Genomic DNA, 14,604 nt, shown 5'->3' with positions numbered 1-14,604 from the left:
GCACTTGACTCCTGCGGGAATTGAGGAAAAGTCGAGACCCCGCAGACGGAACGTCGAGGAGGCTCGACTTCCTCCCCGCGGAAAGCAAGTGCCTGGAGCGAAAAGGAACGGTCTATGTTTTAACACGACCACTTATTAAAAAGACGAATTTACTTTTTTTAGAAGTTGTGCAAAGCCAGTGGGTGAGACCCCGCAGGCGAAGCCGAGGAGGCTCACCGCCAGCCCCGCGGAAAGCGAGCGCCTGCAGCGGAAATCAACCACCACTTGCTACTTTAGCAATAATGAATACTGATAATACTAACAAAAGAGACTATAAAAAAGCTGGCCACGAAATGAGCGGCCAGCTTTATGAATGATGGCAGGATCGTTAGGCGAAATAGCGATCCGTTACTTTTTTGACATAGGACGTGGTTTCTTTGAACGGTGGGATACCGTTGTATTTATCCACATTTCCGGGACCTGCATTATAGGCTGCCAGTGCAAGGTGGATGTCCCCATTGTACTTATCGAGCATTTGCTTTAGATATTTTGTACCGGCAAATACATTCTCTTCGGCATCGAATATGTTGTTGACCCCAAGCCCCCGTGCGGTGCTCGGCATGAGCTGCATCAATCCTGTGGCGCCTGCAGGGCTGACGGCATCCGGGTTGAAATTGGACTCTTGTTTAATGACGGCTTGAATCAATTTTTTTGGCATGCCGAAGTGATCGGCTGCACGGGTGATGATTTCATCGATTTCATGAGGGGCATTACTGTTCGCCTTGTTTAGAGCAGAAAGGGGGTGGGTGTTTATAGGAGCCGACATGGCGGCTCGGGACAGAAGGGCTCCATTCACGGCTCCAAGTGTTTGATTCAAATCTATATTTTGTTGGCTTGGTTGCAGGGCTTGAGTTAATAATTGTTGAAACAAATCATTCGATTGACCGGCTGTACCCTGGATAGAAGATACTGACCCCAGATTGTTCAAGGCTTGAAGCTGCATCATCGTTTTCAACTGTTGAACATTCATATGTTTGACTCCCCTTTAATAAAACGCTTATTCCTATTCTATATCGGTCATGTTCGGTCCTGCTTTAATTTTTCCAAGTAAAAACGTTTGATTTTATTATCTGTCTGACGAATTGGAATCTGATGCTGTTCGAGTAATTCTAAGAATATCGCTTCACCTGATGTACGTTCTTTCACTTCATATTCGAGCTCATAATCTTCTTTTTGAAGGTAAGAGCTTTGGTCAAAGACAAGCAGTCCGTCCCTATAAGGAATTTCCGCCCTGCTGGTTGAGAGTGTTCCGAAGTGTTGCAGGGATTCATAAGAGATGGAAAGGGAATTCAGCACATCTCTGACTTCTCCTTCTGGAAATATACCTTTTTTTAAAAGTGAGTCTGATTGATTTTTAGATAAGAGTTGATTCGTCTCCAGGAGATCTTCTTTTAACGGGGTCTTTAATGTTAACGTATGCGTCCCATTTTTCTCGCGGATCCGAAGAGCAGACTGCTTCTCCTTTAACTCATAATCCGGTGTATCGAAATAATGATTATCCTGAGAAATGAAATTTTCCTCATTTATATGAAAATGTGAGATCAAGCGGGTGAATTCATCTTCTGTTAAGAGATTCTTAAATTCAATTTCAATTTCCTGTGCCATCACAAGCATCCTTTCCTTGCATACTGCCTCTATTATCTCTTTAATAAAAGGGAACTTCAATATTTAGATGAAATGGTTTTCTTATGTTAAAATGATACTGATTGTTTAATGGAAGGATGAAGAAAAGCATGAGGAAAATTATTCAATTTAACCACACAACATATGAAAAAGGAACATTACACTTACATACGGACCAGTCTGAGCTCCTAAAAGGTACAACGGCGGCAGGTCAGATCATTGCAGACTCCGATCGCTATGCTTTCGTATACTTAGCTGAAAATGAAGAGGAATATGTATACTTATATTTGGAAGAGTCAATCTGGCCGGAATTAAAAAGTGCTCTTAAGGAAAAAGTGGCTGTCGTGGCTAAAAGTGAAAAGTATTCACTGGAATTAGTTCAATTCATAGAAGAACTTGATTATCTTATAGATAATATAGAAGGAAACGGGAACTACGGTGACGAAATGGTTAAAAAGGTAGAGAACGTATTTCTTGAAAAGTAGGCGTTTAGAGGTGAGGGGAATGAATCACTGGGAACAATTTTTGGCTCCCTACAAACAGGCGATTGATGAATTAAAGATTAAGCTTAAGGGGATGAGGGGAGAATATGAACTTCATAACACTCATTCCCCCATTGAATTCGTGACTGGCAGAGTTAAACCGATCGCGAGTATCCTTGATAAAGCCAATCAAAAAGGAATCAAGCTATCCAATATTGGAACAGAATTGCAGGACATCGCAGGTTTAAGAATGATGTGTCAATTTGTAGAGGATATTCATGTGGTGGTGGAAAAGCTCCGCGTGCGCAAGGATTTTACAATTATTGAAGAAAGAGACTATGTGACCCATAAGAAACAAAGCGGATACCGTTCTTATCATGTCGTCATCGACTATCCGGTACAAACGATTCACGGTGAAAAGAACATCCTGGTGGAAATCCAAATCCGTACGCTTTCGATGAATTTCTGGGCGACGATCGAACATTCGTTGAATTATAAGTACAGTGGACAAATTCCTGAACAGATCCGTCATCGCCTGCAAAGTGCTGCCGAAGCGGCCTTCAGGCTGGATGAAGAAATGAGTTTGATCCGTGAAGAAATCCAGGAAGCCCAGGTCATTTTCACAAACAAAAAGGAAAAAGACCAGCGTGGCTCTGAACCTAAACAACAGTGACTTGAAGGGGGTAAATGAATGAAGTTCGCTATTACATCAAAAGGTGATTCAAAGTCCAATACACTGATGCATAAAATGAGAACGTATCTCCAGGATTTCAACCTGATCTATGATGATGATCAACCCGATATCGTCATTTCAGTCGGCGGGGACGGCACCCTTCTATATGCTTTTCACCGCTATAGATCGAGGCTTGATAAGACTGCATTCGTCGGTGTACATACGGGTCACCTCGGCTTTTATGCAGACTGGGTGCCTGAAGAAATTGAGAAACTTGTCATTGCCATCGCCAAGACACCATATCAGATCATTGAATATCCACTATTGGAAACGATTATCCGTTATCAGCATGGTGGAAAAGAAACCCGTTATCTTGCCTTGAATGAATCAACGGTCAAAAGTGTCGAAGGGACCCTGGTGATGGATGTGGAAATCCGGGGGCAGCATTTTGAACGGTTCAGGGGCGACGGATTATGCCTGTCCACTCCTTCAGGCAGTACTGCCTATAATAAGGCACTGGGAGGGGCGATCATTCATCCGTCCTTACCCGCCATCCAGTTCGCTGAAATGGCTTCCATTAATAATCGGGTATTCCGTACCATCGGATCCCCGCTCATATTACCTGCACATCATACATGCATGCTGAAGCCTGTGAATGGACCGGATTTCCTGGTGACGATTGATCATCTATCCCTCCTTCATAAAGATGTGAAAAGCATTCAATATCGTGTCGCAAATGAGAAAATTCGCTTCGCACGCTTCCGTCCTTTCCCGTTCTGGAAACGGGTGCATGATTCATTTGTAGCGGATGAATGAAGGGGAATGGTAAAGTGAAGGGATATTCGCTAAAGTGGTCCATCCCGTCTGGCTATGAAGGGAAGCTAATGAGAGAGTTTCTAATCGATCAGCATTTGTCAAAGCGTACATTGACGGCAGTCAAGTTTGACGGAGGAAGGATCACCATCAATGGAAAAGAAGAAAATGTCCGGTATCTTCTTACTACAGGAGATCATCTTGAGGTGAGATTTCCTGAAGAAAGAACAAGTGAAACATTGGTGGCAGAAAAAATCCCTCTCTCAATCGTTTACGAAGATGGTGATGTGCTCGTTGTGGACAAACCGTGGGGGATGAAAACGATCCCCACGAAAGAAGAGCCGACAGGAAGTCTTGCGAATGCCATATTGGGATATTTCAATCAACTGGACCTCGCTTCAACGGTACACATCGTTACCCGATTGGATAAAAACACATCGGGCCTGGTACTGGTGGCAAAACACCGCCACGTTCATCATCTCTTCAGCCTTCAGCAGAAGGGGAGGGAAATCAACCGGACATATGAAGCCTTTGCAGAAGGGGTTATGAATGGATCCGGTTCGATAGAAGAGCCGATCGGAAGGAAATCCGACAGCATCATTGAAAGAGAAGTGCGGTCAGATGGACAATATGCCCTGACCCATTACAGGGTGGAAGATCAGTTTCCTGAATTTGCCCACCTGGTGTTGAAACTGGAAACAGGCAGAACCCATCAGATCCGCGTTCATCTTTCCTTCTTAGGCCATCCTCTTGCAGGAGATGATTTATATGGAGGAAGTGTAAAACTGATAGGCAGACAGGCCCTTCATTGTACAAGACTGCACTTTTTCCATCCGATTATGAAAGAATGGATGAACTTGGAGTGCTCCTTGCCCGATGATATGAAGATGCTTCTAGATAGGCAGTAAGAGATCCCTTTCAGTTAGACTGAAGGGATCTCTTTTTATTCTTTTCGCCCACAAGAAAACTCATTCAACTTCACGAAACTTCTCCGCCACGAAAGGCATGCTTGATGCTACACTCACAACTTCCAGTTCAGGGTATCTAAATGCAGATAGCATTCCGCCAAACACAGCCCCCGTATCGATGTTGGCCGTTTTATTGATGAGGCGTGCTTCTTTCACTGGGGTGTGGCCGTATACGATCCATGCTTCGCCTTGATAGTCACGTGCCCAGTCTTTTCTGACAGGCGTGCCGTCATCGTTCTTTTCTCCAGTTATGTCTCCGTAAAGGACGAAGGTTTTGACCCGGTTCGATTGTTTTCCGATCAGTTCTTTTTTGATGCCTGCATGGGCAATGATTAGCTTTCCTTTATCCAGTACATGGTATAGAGGGGATTGTTCATATAATTCGATGAACATATCCCGATAGCGATTTCTTTCCTTTTGCGGGAGGGCACCCAGTTCTGCCACGGTTGTTTCGAGGCCGTGAAGGATTTTTACGTTGTTTCCTAAGAAATAACGGTAAAGCTTGTTGCAATGGTTCCCGGGGACATAATAAACAGTATCTTTTTGAAAGAGGGCGTATACTGTTGCAATGGTCTCCAGGGAGTGATGTCCCCGATCAGTCAGGTCTCCCACAAAACCAAGTTTCCTTCCACCAGGGTGTACAGGTAGGCCGCTGCCCCATTCATACCCAAGCTTCCTCGTCAACTTTCTAAATTCGGTAAAACAGCCATGAACATCACCGATAATATCAATTTTCATCATAATCCGACTCCCTTACCTGCCTTTTTCCTTTTCTTTTCCCGTATTTTATGACATATTAATGATTCAGCAATCCCTGCATTCATTATTCGTCAGGCATTAGTATGACATATTAAAGCAAGTGAATACATAGATGGTTATGATTTCATAAGAGACAATTGTGTTGAGATTTGCTAGTATTATTACGACTATATTCAATGAAGTTATGAAGGAGGGTGTATTGGATGTCTGAGGTAACTCAAGAACAGGAGAATGACAGAGATAAGCAGGAAAAGGAAATGTATGATGAAGACCTTCTCATCAGAGCCCTTCAGGAAGAAGATCTGGATTTATTTCGTTCAGAATTTGTTCAATTACACTCTTATGATCAAGCAAAATTTTTCTCTAAAATAGATGAAGACCTACGAAGCCGGTTGTATCATTATCTTTCACCGGAAGAAATGGCGGATCTTTTTGAAAGTCTGGATATAGATGAAGAAGATTATCAGGATATCTTAGCGGAAATGAATCCTACATACGCAGCCGAAATGCTTTCTAATATGTATGCCGATGACGCAGTGGATGTATTGAATGAACTGGATAAAGATCAGGTTGTCAGTTATTTGACGATCATGAATGATGAATCGGCTAAAGAGATTAAAGAGTTACTGCATTATGAAGAATACACAGCTGGTAGTATCATGACCACCGAGTTCGTGGCCATTTCAAAGAATCAGACGGTCAGGTCTGCCATGTATATATTGAAAAATGAAGCACCGAATGCGGAAACGATTTACTATATCTATGTGGTGGATGATGATAAAAAGCTTGTAGGGGTTATTTCCCTTAGAGATTTGATCATCAGCCATGATGATGTGATGATCGGTGAAATTATGAGTGGCCGGGTCATGTCTGTCGGAGTCAGCGAAGATCAGGAAGCTGTCGCACGGCAGATGAAGGATTACGACTTCCTTGCCTTGCCCGTTGTTGATTTTCAACATCATCTGCTTGGAATCATTACGGTAGATGACATCATGGACGTCATGGAAGAAGAGGCGTCCGATGACTACTCTAAACTTGCCGGTATCGCCGATTTGGATTCCATAGACAGAAGCCCTATAAATGCGGCCAAGAAGCGTCTCCCTTGGCTCATCGCCTTACTATTCCTCGGAATGTTCACCGCAAGCCTCATCGGCAGGTTTGAAGATACATTGGATAAAGTGGCCATCCTTGCCGTGTTCATCCCATTGATTGCCGGAATGGCAGGGAATACTGGAACTCAGGCACTCGCCGTTGCCGTAAGGGGGATCGCGACAGGGGATCTGGAAAAGGAAAATAAGATGTCCCTGGTCTTCCGTGAAGCGGGAACAGGACTGATTACCGGGACGACTTGCGGGATTGTGGTCAGCATCATTGTATACGTGTGGAAAGGCGAATTCTTTTTAGGGATCCTTGTCGGCGTCTCCGTATTGATTTCACTATTCGTTGCTACTCTCGCAGGTACATTAGTGCCCCTCATGATGCACAAGCTTAAAGTGGATCCGGCCGTCGCTTCCGGTCCTTTTATCACGACGATCAATGATATCATCAGTACTTTAATATATCTTGGCTTAGCGACAATGTTTATGAATTACCTAATATAGAAAGAAGAGGGGGAAATATGAATGGAACAACATGCATCTGTTGCATCCCTTGTGATCGTGATCATGGTAGCTTTTTTAACTCCCATTTTGCTGCATCGATTCAAGTTGAATTTCATCCCTGTCGTCATTGCGGAGATTATCATGGGATTGGTTATAGGAAAGAGCGGGTTTAATCTCGTCCAGCAGGACATGTGGCTTGAGACACTTTCTACCCTTGGGTTTATCTTCCTCATGTTCTTAAGTGGTGTTGAAATTGATTTCACGGCTTTTTCAGGCGGGAAAAAGAAAAGAGAGCTTTTGCCGAGTGGTAAAGAAGAACCAAACCGCTTGAAATTGGCGATTATCATTTTTATCGGTATTTTCTTTGTATCATTGGGACTGTCTTATCTGTTTGTCATGTTTGGACTCATTGACAATGCGTTCTTGATGACATTGATCATCTCCACGATATCCCTTGGTGTCGTGGTTCCTACACTGAAAGAGGCACATATCACGAAAAGTGCCATCGGACAGATCATTCTGCTGGTAGCGGTCATCGCAGACCTGGTGACCATGATCTTACTGGCTGTGTTCGTTTCTCTTTATGGAGAAGGACACGGGAATATGTGGCTTCTTCTGATCCTCTTTGGTGTTGGTCTGCTATTATACTTCCTCGCCAAGAGGCTGAAAAATAACCCTTTCATCAGAAGTCTATCGACCGGGACCGTCCAAATCGGAACACGTGCGGTCTTTACCTTGATCATATTACTGGTGGCCGTGTCAGAGACGGTGGGTGCCGAGAACATTCTGGGAGCTTTCCTTGCCGGTGTACTCGTATCTTTACTTGCACCGAATCAGGAGATGGTTCATAAGCTTGATTCATTTGGATATGGATTTTTAATCCCGATCTTTTTCGTGATGGTCGGTGTAGAGCTGGACCTTGGGTCACTACTGAGTGACAAGAAAATGCTTTTACTCATTCCATTGCTGGTTCTCGCTTTCCTCATTTCGAAGATCATCCCGGTATATTTATTGAGATACTGGTATGATACGAAGACGACGATCGCTTCAGCATTTCTCCTAACGTCAACTTTGTCGTTGGTGATTGCTGCTGCAAAAATCGCAGAAAGAATTGAAATTATCACCCCTCAAATGAGTGGCACGCTCATTCTGGTGGCCGTGATTACATGTATCATCACACCTATCATCTTTAAGAAGCTTTTCCCTCGGGAAAGTGCAAAAGAGAAGAAGCTGAAAATTACGTTCCTGGGTGCCAATCAGTTAACCATGCCCGTTTCAAGGGAGCTTCAATCCTCCTTGTACGAACCCGTCCTGTATCATACGAAACAGGATAAATCAGATCGGAGCATCGCTGATTCACTGTTCGATATCCATGAAATCGATGATTATGATCTCGATACACTTGAAGAGAAGGAAATCTTTGAATCGGATATCCTTGTGATTTCAACTGGGGATGAAGAGGTGAATGCAACACTGGCAGTGACGGCAAAAGAGTATGGAGTAGGTCGCGTTATCGTAAGGGTGGAGAGCCCTGATCTGCATGAAAGCCTTCGTGAACAAGATATTGAAGTATATTCTGTATTCCTATCAACGAAAGCTTTATTAAGGGCGCTCATTGAATCACCTTCCGTCATGAACATCCTGACCAATCAGGAAACATCCCTGTATGAAATCCGCATGTTGAACAGTCAGTTTGAAGGAATGACACTCCGGAAATTCCCATTCACGGGAGATGTTATCTTCGTCCGGATCTTCAGAGGGAAGGACTCCATCGTTCCCCATGGGGATACAGAACTTCACATGAATGACCGCCTGATAGTCACTGGTACAAAAGAATACGTCGATGAACTCAAACGAGAGCTCGAATTCTGTGAATACTGCTAACATGAAACCTGCTTCCCAAGAAACATTTTTCTTGGGAAGTTTTCACTTTATAAAGGAGTATCATGACCTCATCCCTAATAGATAATGTAAGGTAAGAAGGAGGAAAAGAATATGTGGGAAACCAAGATTGTGGAGATTCGGAAAAAGGTAAAGGAAAGTATAGAGGGTTTGCCTTATGAAAAACTGAATCAAAAACCTTCTCAAGAGGAATGGACCATTGCACAAATTGTTCTTCATCTGGCCGGAGCGGAAACGCGTTTTTTGACTTTGGCCAATGATTCTGCAAAAAGTGGAGGGGGTAGAAGCGAATCCGATGTAGATCTATCTGTATTTGATGATCCATCACAAAAACTGATAGCACCCATCGAGCCTTCCAGTGATCCCCAGAAAATGGACGATTTGATGAAAGCATTGGACGAGTCACGTTCTCTCACCACACACTTTCTGGAGAAATACACGAAAGAAGGCTTGAATCGTCAATCCATGAACCATCACCGATTTGGAGACATGCCGATATGGCAAGTACTTGAGCTTCTCGGGAAACATGAACAGAGGCATCTCGTGCAAATGGAAGATGTGAAAAAGAGAATAACATAGAAATTCTCTTTTCTTTTATAGTAGAGTGCGGTAGAATTAGTAGCAGGTACTAATAACATGTATTAAATAGGAGGATAATAATGACTCTTTCATTAAAAGGTAAAACATATGTTGTAATGGGAGTGGCAAATAAGCGCAGTATTGCGTGGGGTATAGCCCGTTCGCTGCATCAATCAGGTGCACGTTTGATTTTTACATATGCAGGGGAGCGTTTTGAAAAAGGTGTCAGGGATTTAGCCGGAACACTGGAAGGTGGAGAAGATTCACTCGTACTTCCGTGTGATGTGACAAGGGATGAAGACATCGAAAAATGTTTTGCCACTATCAAAGAAGAAGTGGGGACTATTCATGGACTGGCTCACTGTATTGCCTTTGCCAATAAAGAAGAGCTTGCCGGAGATTATATGAATACGACAAGAGACGGTTTCCTGCTTGCTCACAATATCAGCTCATATTCACTGACTGCAGTGGCTAAAGTGGCTAAGGACCTTATGACTGAAGGTGGAAGCATCGTGAGCATGACCTACCTCGGCGGAGAACGAGTCATGCAGAACTATAATGTCATGGGAGTGGCAAAAGCTTCTCTTGAAGCGAGTGTGAAATATCTTGCGAGCGATCTTGGAAAACACGGTATCCGTGTGAATGCCATTTCTGCAGGTCCGATTCGTACCCTGTCAGCCAAAGGCGTCGGGGACTTCAATAGCATCCTGAAAGAAATCGAAGAGCGTGCCCCGCTTCGCCGTAATACGACACCGGAAGAGGTTGGGGATACGGCAGTATTCCTTTTCAGTGATTACTCAAGAGGAATTACAGGAGAGAACCTTCATGTAGATTCAGGCTATCACGTACTGGGATAATAATAAAAAAACGGCTATGGGATAAGATTCCCTAAGCCGTTTTTTTTATATTCCATAAAAATGAAACCCTTGGGCGCTTTCTGCATACATATAAAAGTGGAGATCAATTAGGAGGTGTCTTAGTGAGAAAAGAGAAAAAAGCGGGGAGAGAACCCTTGCTGTATATAAACCAGCCGAAATTAGAAGAAGTTAAAGGCAATATGCAAGTTACTTACCGCTCAGTCAAGAAAACCAACCAGGCTGAGAGTAGTAAAAGTAATAAGATACCAGACCTGGAAACACCATTAAGCCAAGGGGTGCAAGAAGATAAATATGTTGATGAGAAGTTATTCTTGGACCAGGAGGAGCACCTGGAAGAACCAAAGGTCCAACCGGTCCCACAACTCCCTGAACGGAAGACGTCCGCTTCTGCGTTCAGGAAATTAAAGCCATTCCGAGAATTGTCCATAGAAGAGAAATTAGACTACATTTCTGAAAGTATTTCCGGCAAAGTACCATTTCCGTGTGAGTTTGCTAATGGTCAGGTGGCTGTGAAAGGAGTCATTGTGGAGGAAACGGGGGATGATATCACTATCAAAAGCTTTCACGGCGAAGAAGTGAAAATGAGGAAGAATGAGATACAATCCATCAAGATGATCGGGCTGCAATAAAAAAGGAGCCAGGCGGGATACCCGACTGGCTTCTTTCATCTGAAATGTTGATTAGTCTTCGCATTCAAGGAATACGTGTACGTCTTTGATACATTGAATCGCACAGAAGCAATCAAGGTCAACTGTGATACATTCGCCGGTGAATACCCATTCAGTGTTAGTACCCATAGTTTCCATATCAGACCCGGATCCGGATCTAGAACCAGAACCAGAACCAGAACCATCAGCATAGTCAGGCTTTAACACTTGAAGAGTCGCACAGCAGTTATCGAATACTTCCTTTACACGGAAAAATGGTGATTTCCAAGGACATCCCTTGATATGCGCTTTAAACGTATCACCGTTTTTAAGATACAACTTGAAGATGCGAGTATTCAAGCGGTTAGTAGGACTTACCATTGAACCAAGTGGCTCAAGGAAACAATCATTTTTACAATCGTTACACTCTTGATTTGCTTCGTCTTGAATATCTTTAATAGCACGGACGGCTTGACATACGCAACCACGATTTTTTGAACTATTGTCTTTATCTCTTCCGCAACCCATATAGAAGTTCCTCCTTAAAATGAATTTCATTTACATTACTAACATATTGTCATGTAGGCAATTAGGTAACGGACATCTGCCCTCTTTTGTAAATTTGGGCTTGTATAATTTGTGAATTGAAGGGAGTCTTTCCATTGCAACTTACGTTTATTGAACTGATCGCACTTGGCTTAGCCATCTTCCGGTTGACCCATCTCATTGTCTTCGATAAAATCACTGAGTTCTTACGGGCTCCATTTTTCGATGAATATGTTGAAGTGGAAGAGAACGGGGAAGAGGCGATTTATCTCTCCCCTAAAAAAAGTGGTTTAAAAGGGTTTATCGGAGAGTTATTGTCTTGTTATTGGTGTACGGGAATATGGGTATCCGGTTTTCTATATGGAGGTTATTTCTTTTTACCCTTGTACTTCGTTCCACTCATCACGCTTTTAGCCGTTGCGGGAATCGCTGCCCTTCTGGAAGCTCGAGTACAAAGTTGGAAAACGGATTGAAGCTCTAGGTAATTAGTGGAAACAAGCTCAGGTTCCTTCACATATAATAAAAAGGGAAACAGGATAAAGGAGGAAATAAAAAGTGAAGAAAACCTCTGCAAATACACAGAAACAAGGAAACTCATCCACTAAGAAAAAAGGGTGCGGTTGCGGATCAAAAGTAAAAAAAAGCTAAGGCTGCTCAATTGGGCAGTCTTTTTTTTTCATAAAAAACGACTTTATGAAAAAAATAAAGGTGAGTACAAACAAAAGAGGGATCTGTCATGAATAAAAAAAGGATCATCATTCCACTTTCATTATGCGTATTGATTGGATGTGCGAATAAGGAAGATGGAAGCGATAGTAAAATTGCACTGATGAAGAAAACCAATCCGCCACCCATTGAATTAGTAGACAATCCAGAGACTGACAGTTACGGTCATACCATCAAAAGGGAAATTTCCAAAATGAAGGAGCTTTACGATGTCGCTGTCATCCAGGGAAAGAAAGAAACGCTCGTTGTTTATAAGGTGAAGCACTTGCACAGATTTAAAATGAAAAGTATCGAAAAGAAAATGGATCGCTATTTGGAAGATAAATATCCTGAGGAAGATTTTATATTGTCCAGTGACTATAAAATCTTCCTCGAAACCATCCGCTTAAAAGAAAGACTGAAAAAAGGGTCAATCTCAAAAAAGGATGCTGAAAACAGATTTCGTGATATCGTGAAGTTGCAAAAAGAGAAAACGTAGGAGGAATGTTTCGTGGGGAAAACACCAAAAACACCCGAACAAAAGAAGTACGAGCAGTTAGAAAAGCAATATGAAACGAAGCGACCCCTACTGAAAAATGTCATTAAAGCATTCTTTGTGGGAGGCTTCATCTGTTTAATCGGACAGGCGGTAACGTATATGTACATTTATTATTTCAACTTCACTGAGCAGACTGCAGGGAACCCTACAGTTGCGACGATGGTCTTTCTCGCCATGCTTCTGACGGGTTTCGGGGTGTATGACCACATCGGCCAATTTGCAGGGGCAGGAAGTGCCGTCCCTGTCACAGGCTTCGGGAACGCCGTGATTTCTGCCGCCATTGAGCATAGAACAGAAGGGCTCGTCCTCGGAGTTGGAGGGAATATTTTCAAACTGGCAGGCTCTGTCATTGTATTCGGGGTATTTTCAGCCTTTGTCGTGGCTTTAATCAAGACCATCTTAATCCAGCTGGGGGTGATCTGATGCTGCAGGGTACACGTTCGTGGATATTTCCTGGAAACCCGGCCATCCTTTCAACCGGTGTCGTCGGTGGGCCATTTGAGAAAAAAGGAAACCTCACAGCAGATTTTGATCAATTTTACGATGATGTATGGATGGGGCAGGGGACGTACGAAAAAGCCAACCGGACTCTAATTGAGGACGCCGTTCAGATCGCTCTCGAAAAACAATCTCTGCAAAAAAGCGATATTCAATTCTTTTTGACCGGTGATCTGATCAATCAAATCACCCCTTCAAGTTTTGCGGCAAGAACCAATGGAATTCCCTATTTCGGATTGTTCGGTGCGTGCTCCACATCAATGGAGGGTCTCGCACTTTCTGCCTTTTTAGTGAATTATCATGGAGCCCGTCATGTGGTTACAGGTGCTTCCAGTCACAACTCGGCAACGGAAAAACAATTCCGTTACCCTACTGAATATGGTGGCCAGAAACCTCCGACGGCCCAATGGACGGTTACGGGTGCCGGCTATGCTGTGATTGGAGAAGGGACATCCGTCTCCATGCCGACTCCGAGAGTGACATCTGCAACAATCGGGAAGGTGGTGGATATGGGGTTGAAGGACCCATTTAATATGGGTGGCGCTATGGCCCCGGCAGCTGTAGATACGATTGTTGGTCATTTTCAGGATCTGGGAAGGGACCCCTCATACTATGACCTCATTATTACAGGGGATCTTGCCACAATTGGAAGGCAGACGGCTGTAGAAATGTTGAAACAAAAGGGATTCACCCTGCCTGATCATCTATTTAAAGATTGCGGGATGCTGATTTACGGTGAAAACCAGCCGGTTCAATCAGGAGCAAGTGGGCCGGGATGTTCAGCCACCGTACTTTACGGTCATTTATTGAACGAAATGAAAAAAGGAACGTATAAACGCATTTTAGTCATAGCGACCGGAGCGTTGTTATCACCCCTGACATTTCAACAAGGTGAGTCGATTCCTTGTATCGCTCATGCGGTGTCGATTGAATATATGTAGTTCTGAAAGGAGGAAACCAAGTGTTAGCGATGTTTTTTTGGGCCTTTACAATAGGTGGAATCATCTGTGTGATCGGTCAATTATTGTTTGATGTGGCGAAACTGACCCCGGCACACACATTAAGTCTGCTGGTAGTCTCGGGAGCCATCCTTTCAGGCTTCGGATTATACGAGCCCCTTATCGATTTTGCCGGGGCGGGAGCGACCATTCCCATTACGAGCTTCGGTAACGCACTCGTAAACGGGGCCATGCAGGAAGCCGGGGAACATGGATTGGTAGGCGTCCTTACCGGTATGTTCGAAGTCACAAGTTCCGGGATCTCATCCGCCATTATCTTCGGCTTTATTGGTGCGCTCCTGTTCAAACCGAAGGGATGATAGAGGTGAACCCA

18 protein-coding genes are annotated in these 14,604 nt (G+C 43.6%); 14 read left to right on the top strand and 4 right to left on the bottom strand.

The window, feature by feature from the left end; all coding sequences use genetic code 11:
* Window positions 1-367 precede the first annotated feature (367 nt).
* The gene (locus ACSQ2E_RS15240) at window positions 368-1,009 is read right to left on the bottom strand and encodes a lytic transglycosylase domain-containing protein (RefSeq protein ID WP_435991856.1); all 642 of its coding nucleotides are present in this window, start codon (window positions 1,007-1,009) and stop codon (window positions 368-370) included.
* A gap of 47 nt (window positions 1,010-1,056) precedes the next feature.
* Complete coding sequence (locus ACSQ2E_RS15235; RefSeq protein WP_435991854.1) at window positions 1,057-1,644, bottom strand: CYTH domain-containing protein; 588 nt, start codon at window positions 1,642-1,644, stop codon at window positions 1,057-1,059.
* A gap of 128 nt (window positions 1,645-1,772) precedes the next feature.
* Here ACSQ2E_RS15235 and ACSQ2E_RS15230 point away from each other — a divergent pair, with 128 nt between their 5' ends.
* Genes ACSQ2E_RS15230 through ACSQ2E_RS15215 form a run of 4 tightly spaced genes read left to right on the top strand, consistent with a single transcriptional unit; the run spans window position 1,773 to window position 4,538 of the window.
* Window positions 1,773-2,147, top strand: coding sequence for a hypothetical protein (locus tag ACSQ2E_RS15230; RefSeq protein ID WP_435991852.1), 375 nt, complete (start codon window positions 1,773-1,775; stop codon window positions 2,145-2,147).
* Between the two features lie 19 nt (window positions 2,148-2,166).
* Window positions 2,167-2,817, top strand: a complete 651-nt coding sequence (locus ACSQ2E_RS15225; protein WP_435991850.1) for a GTP pyrophosphokinase — start codon at window positions 2,167-2,169, stop codon at window positions 2,815-2,817.
* An 18-nt stretch (window positions 2,818-2,835) separates the two neighbouring features.
* A complete protein-coding gene (locus tag ACSQ2E_RS15220; RefSeq protein ID WP_435991848.1) occupies window positions 2,836-3,633 on the top strand; it encodes an NAD kinase in 798 nt (265 codons plus the stop codon).
* A 14-nt stretch (window positions 3,634-3,647) separates the two neighbouring features.
* On the top strand, window positions 3,648-4,538 hold the full coding sequence (locus tag ACSQ2E_RS15215) for an RluA family pseudouridine synthase (RefSeq protein WP_435991846.1): 891 nt from the start codon (window positions 3,648-3,650) through the stop codon (window positions 4,536-4,538).
* A gap of 60 nt (window positions 4,539-4,598) precedes the next feature.
* On the opposite strand, the gene prpE is transcribed toward ACSQ2E_RS15215, so the two are convergent.
* Window positions 4,599-5,336 (bottom strand): bis(5'-nucleosyl)-tetraphosphatase PrpE, encoded by a 738-nt coding sequence (gene prpE, locus ACSQ2E_RS15210; protein WP_435994566.1) that lies wholly within the window; start codon window positions 5,334-5,336, stop codon window positions 4,599-4,601.
* A gap of 278 nt (window positions 5,337-5,614) precedes the next feature.
* Between prpE and mgtE the strand changes: the two genes are divergently transcribed.
* From mgtE to ACSQ2E_RS15185, 5 genes are all read left to right on the top strand, one after another.
* The gene (gene mgtE / locus ACSQ2E_RS15205; protein ID WP_435994564.1) at window positions 5,615-6,958 is read left to right on the top strand and encodes a magnesium transporter; all 1,344 of its coding nucleotides are present in this window, start codon (window positions 5,615-5,617) and stop codon (window positions 6,956-6,958) included.
* A gap of 21 nt (window positions 6,959-6,979) precedes the next feature.
* A complete protein-coding gene (locus ACSQ2E_RS15200; RefSeq protein WP_435991844.1) occupies window positions 6,980-8,842 on the top strand; it encodes a monovalent cation:proton antiporter family protein in 1,863 nt (620 codons plus the stop codon).
* A gap of 111 nt (window positions 8,843-8,953) precedes the next feature.
* Window positions 8,954-9,439 carry a DinB family protein gene (locus tag ACSQ2E_RS15195; RefSeq protein WP_435991842.1) on the top strand — a complete coding sequence of 162 codons (486 nt, stop codon included), beginning with the start codon at window positions 8,954-8,956 and terminating at the stop codon, window positions 9,437-9,439.
* An 80-nt stretch (window positions 9,440-9,519) separates the two neighbouring features.
* On the top strand, window positions 9,520-10,296 hold the full coding sequence (gene fabI / locus ACSQ2E_RS15190; protein ID WP_060670221.1) for an enoyl-ACP reductase FabI: 777 nt from the start codon (window positions 9,520-9,522) through the stop codon (window positions 10,294-10,296).
* A 122-nt stretch (window positions 10,297-10,418) separates the two neighbouring features.
* Window positions 10,419-10,946: a CotO family spore coat protein gene (locus tag ACSQ2E_RS15185; RefSeq protein ID WP_435991840.1), complete on the top strand. Its 528-nt coding sequence runs from the start codon at window positions 10,419-10,421 to the stop codon at window positions 10,944-10,946.
* 51 nt (window positions 10,947-10,997) lie between these two features.
* On the opposite strand, the gene ACSQ2E_RS15180 is transcribed toward ACSQ2E_RS15185, so the two are convergent.
* Window positions 10,998-11,492 carry a CotY/CotZ family spore coat protein gene (locus tag ACSQ2E_RS15180; protein WP_435991838.1) on the bottom strand — a complete coding sequence of 165 codons (495 nt, stop codon included), beginning with the start codon at window positions 11,490-11,492 and terminating at the stop codon, window positions 10,998-11,000.
* A 134-nt stretch (window positions 11,493-11,626) separates the two neighbouring features.
* Here ACSQ2E_RS15180 and ACSQ2E_RS15175 point away from each other — a divergent pair, with 134 nt between their 5' ends.
* The 5 genes from ACSQ2E_RS15175 to spoVAE all read left to right on the top strand — a co-directional run bounded on the left by ACSQ2E_RS15175 (window position 11,627) and on the right by spoVAE (window position 14,590).
* Complete coding sequence (locus ACSQ2E_RS15175) at window positions 11,627-11,983, top strand: DUF1360 domain-containing protein (RefSeq protein WP_435991836.1); 357 nt, start codon at window positions 11,627-11,629, stop codon at window positions 11,981-11,983.
* Between the two features lie 263 nt (window positions 11,984-12,246).
* Entirely contained in the window at window positions 12,247-12,714 is a 468-nt protein-coding gene (locus tag ACSQ2E_RS15170) for a sporulation protein (protein WP_435991834.1), read from the top strand.
* A 12-nt stretch (window positions 12,715-12,726) separates the two neighbouring features.
* Window positions 12,727-13,197, top strand: coding sequence for a stage V sporulation protein AC (gene spoVAC, locus ACSQ2E_RS15165; RefSeq protein ID WP_435991832.1), 471 nt, complete (start codon window positions 12,727-12,729; stop codon window positions 13,195-13,197).
* Window positions 13,197-14,213 carry a stage V sporulation protein AD gene (gene spoVAD / locus ACSQ2E_RS15160; protein ID WP_435991830.1) on the top strand — a complete coding sequence of 339 codons (1,017 nt, stop codon included), beginning with the start codon at window positions 13,197-13,199 and terminating at the stop codon, window positions 14,211-14,213. The genes spoVAC and spoVAD overlap by 1 nt, the downstream gene beginning before the upstream one ends.
* A 20-nt stretch (window positions 14,214-14,233) precedes the next feature.
* Complete coding sequence (spoVAE, locus tag ACSQ2E_RS15155; RefSeq protein WP_034763503.1) at window positions 14,234-14,590, top strand: stage V sporulation protein AE; 357 nt, start codon at window positions 14,234-14,236, stop codon at window positions 14,588-14,590.
* Window positions 14,591-14,604: the final 14 nt, after the last annotated feature.

The organism is Rossellomorea sp. LjRoot5, assembly GCF_964253455.1.
Classification (GTDB): Bacteria; Bacillota; Bacilli; order Bacillales; family Bacillaceae_B; genus Rossellomorea.
This window is presented reverse-complemented; position numbering and strand designations above follow the sequence as displayed.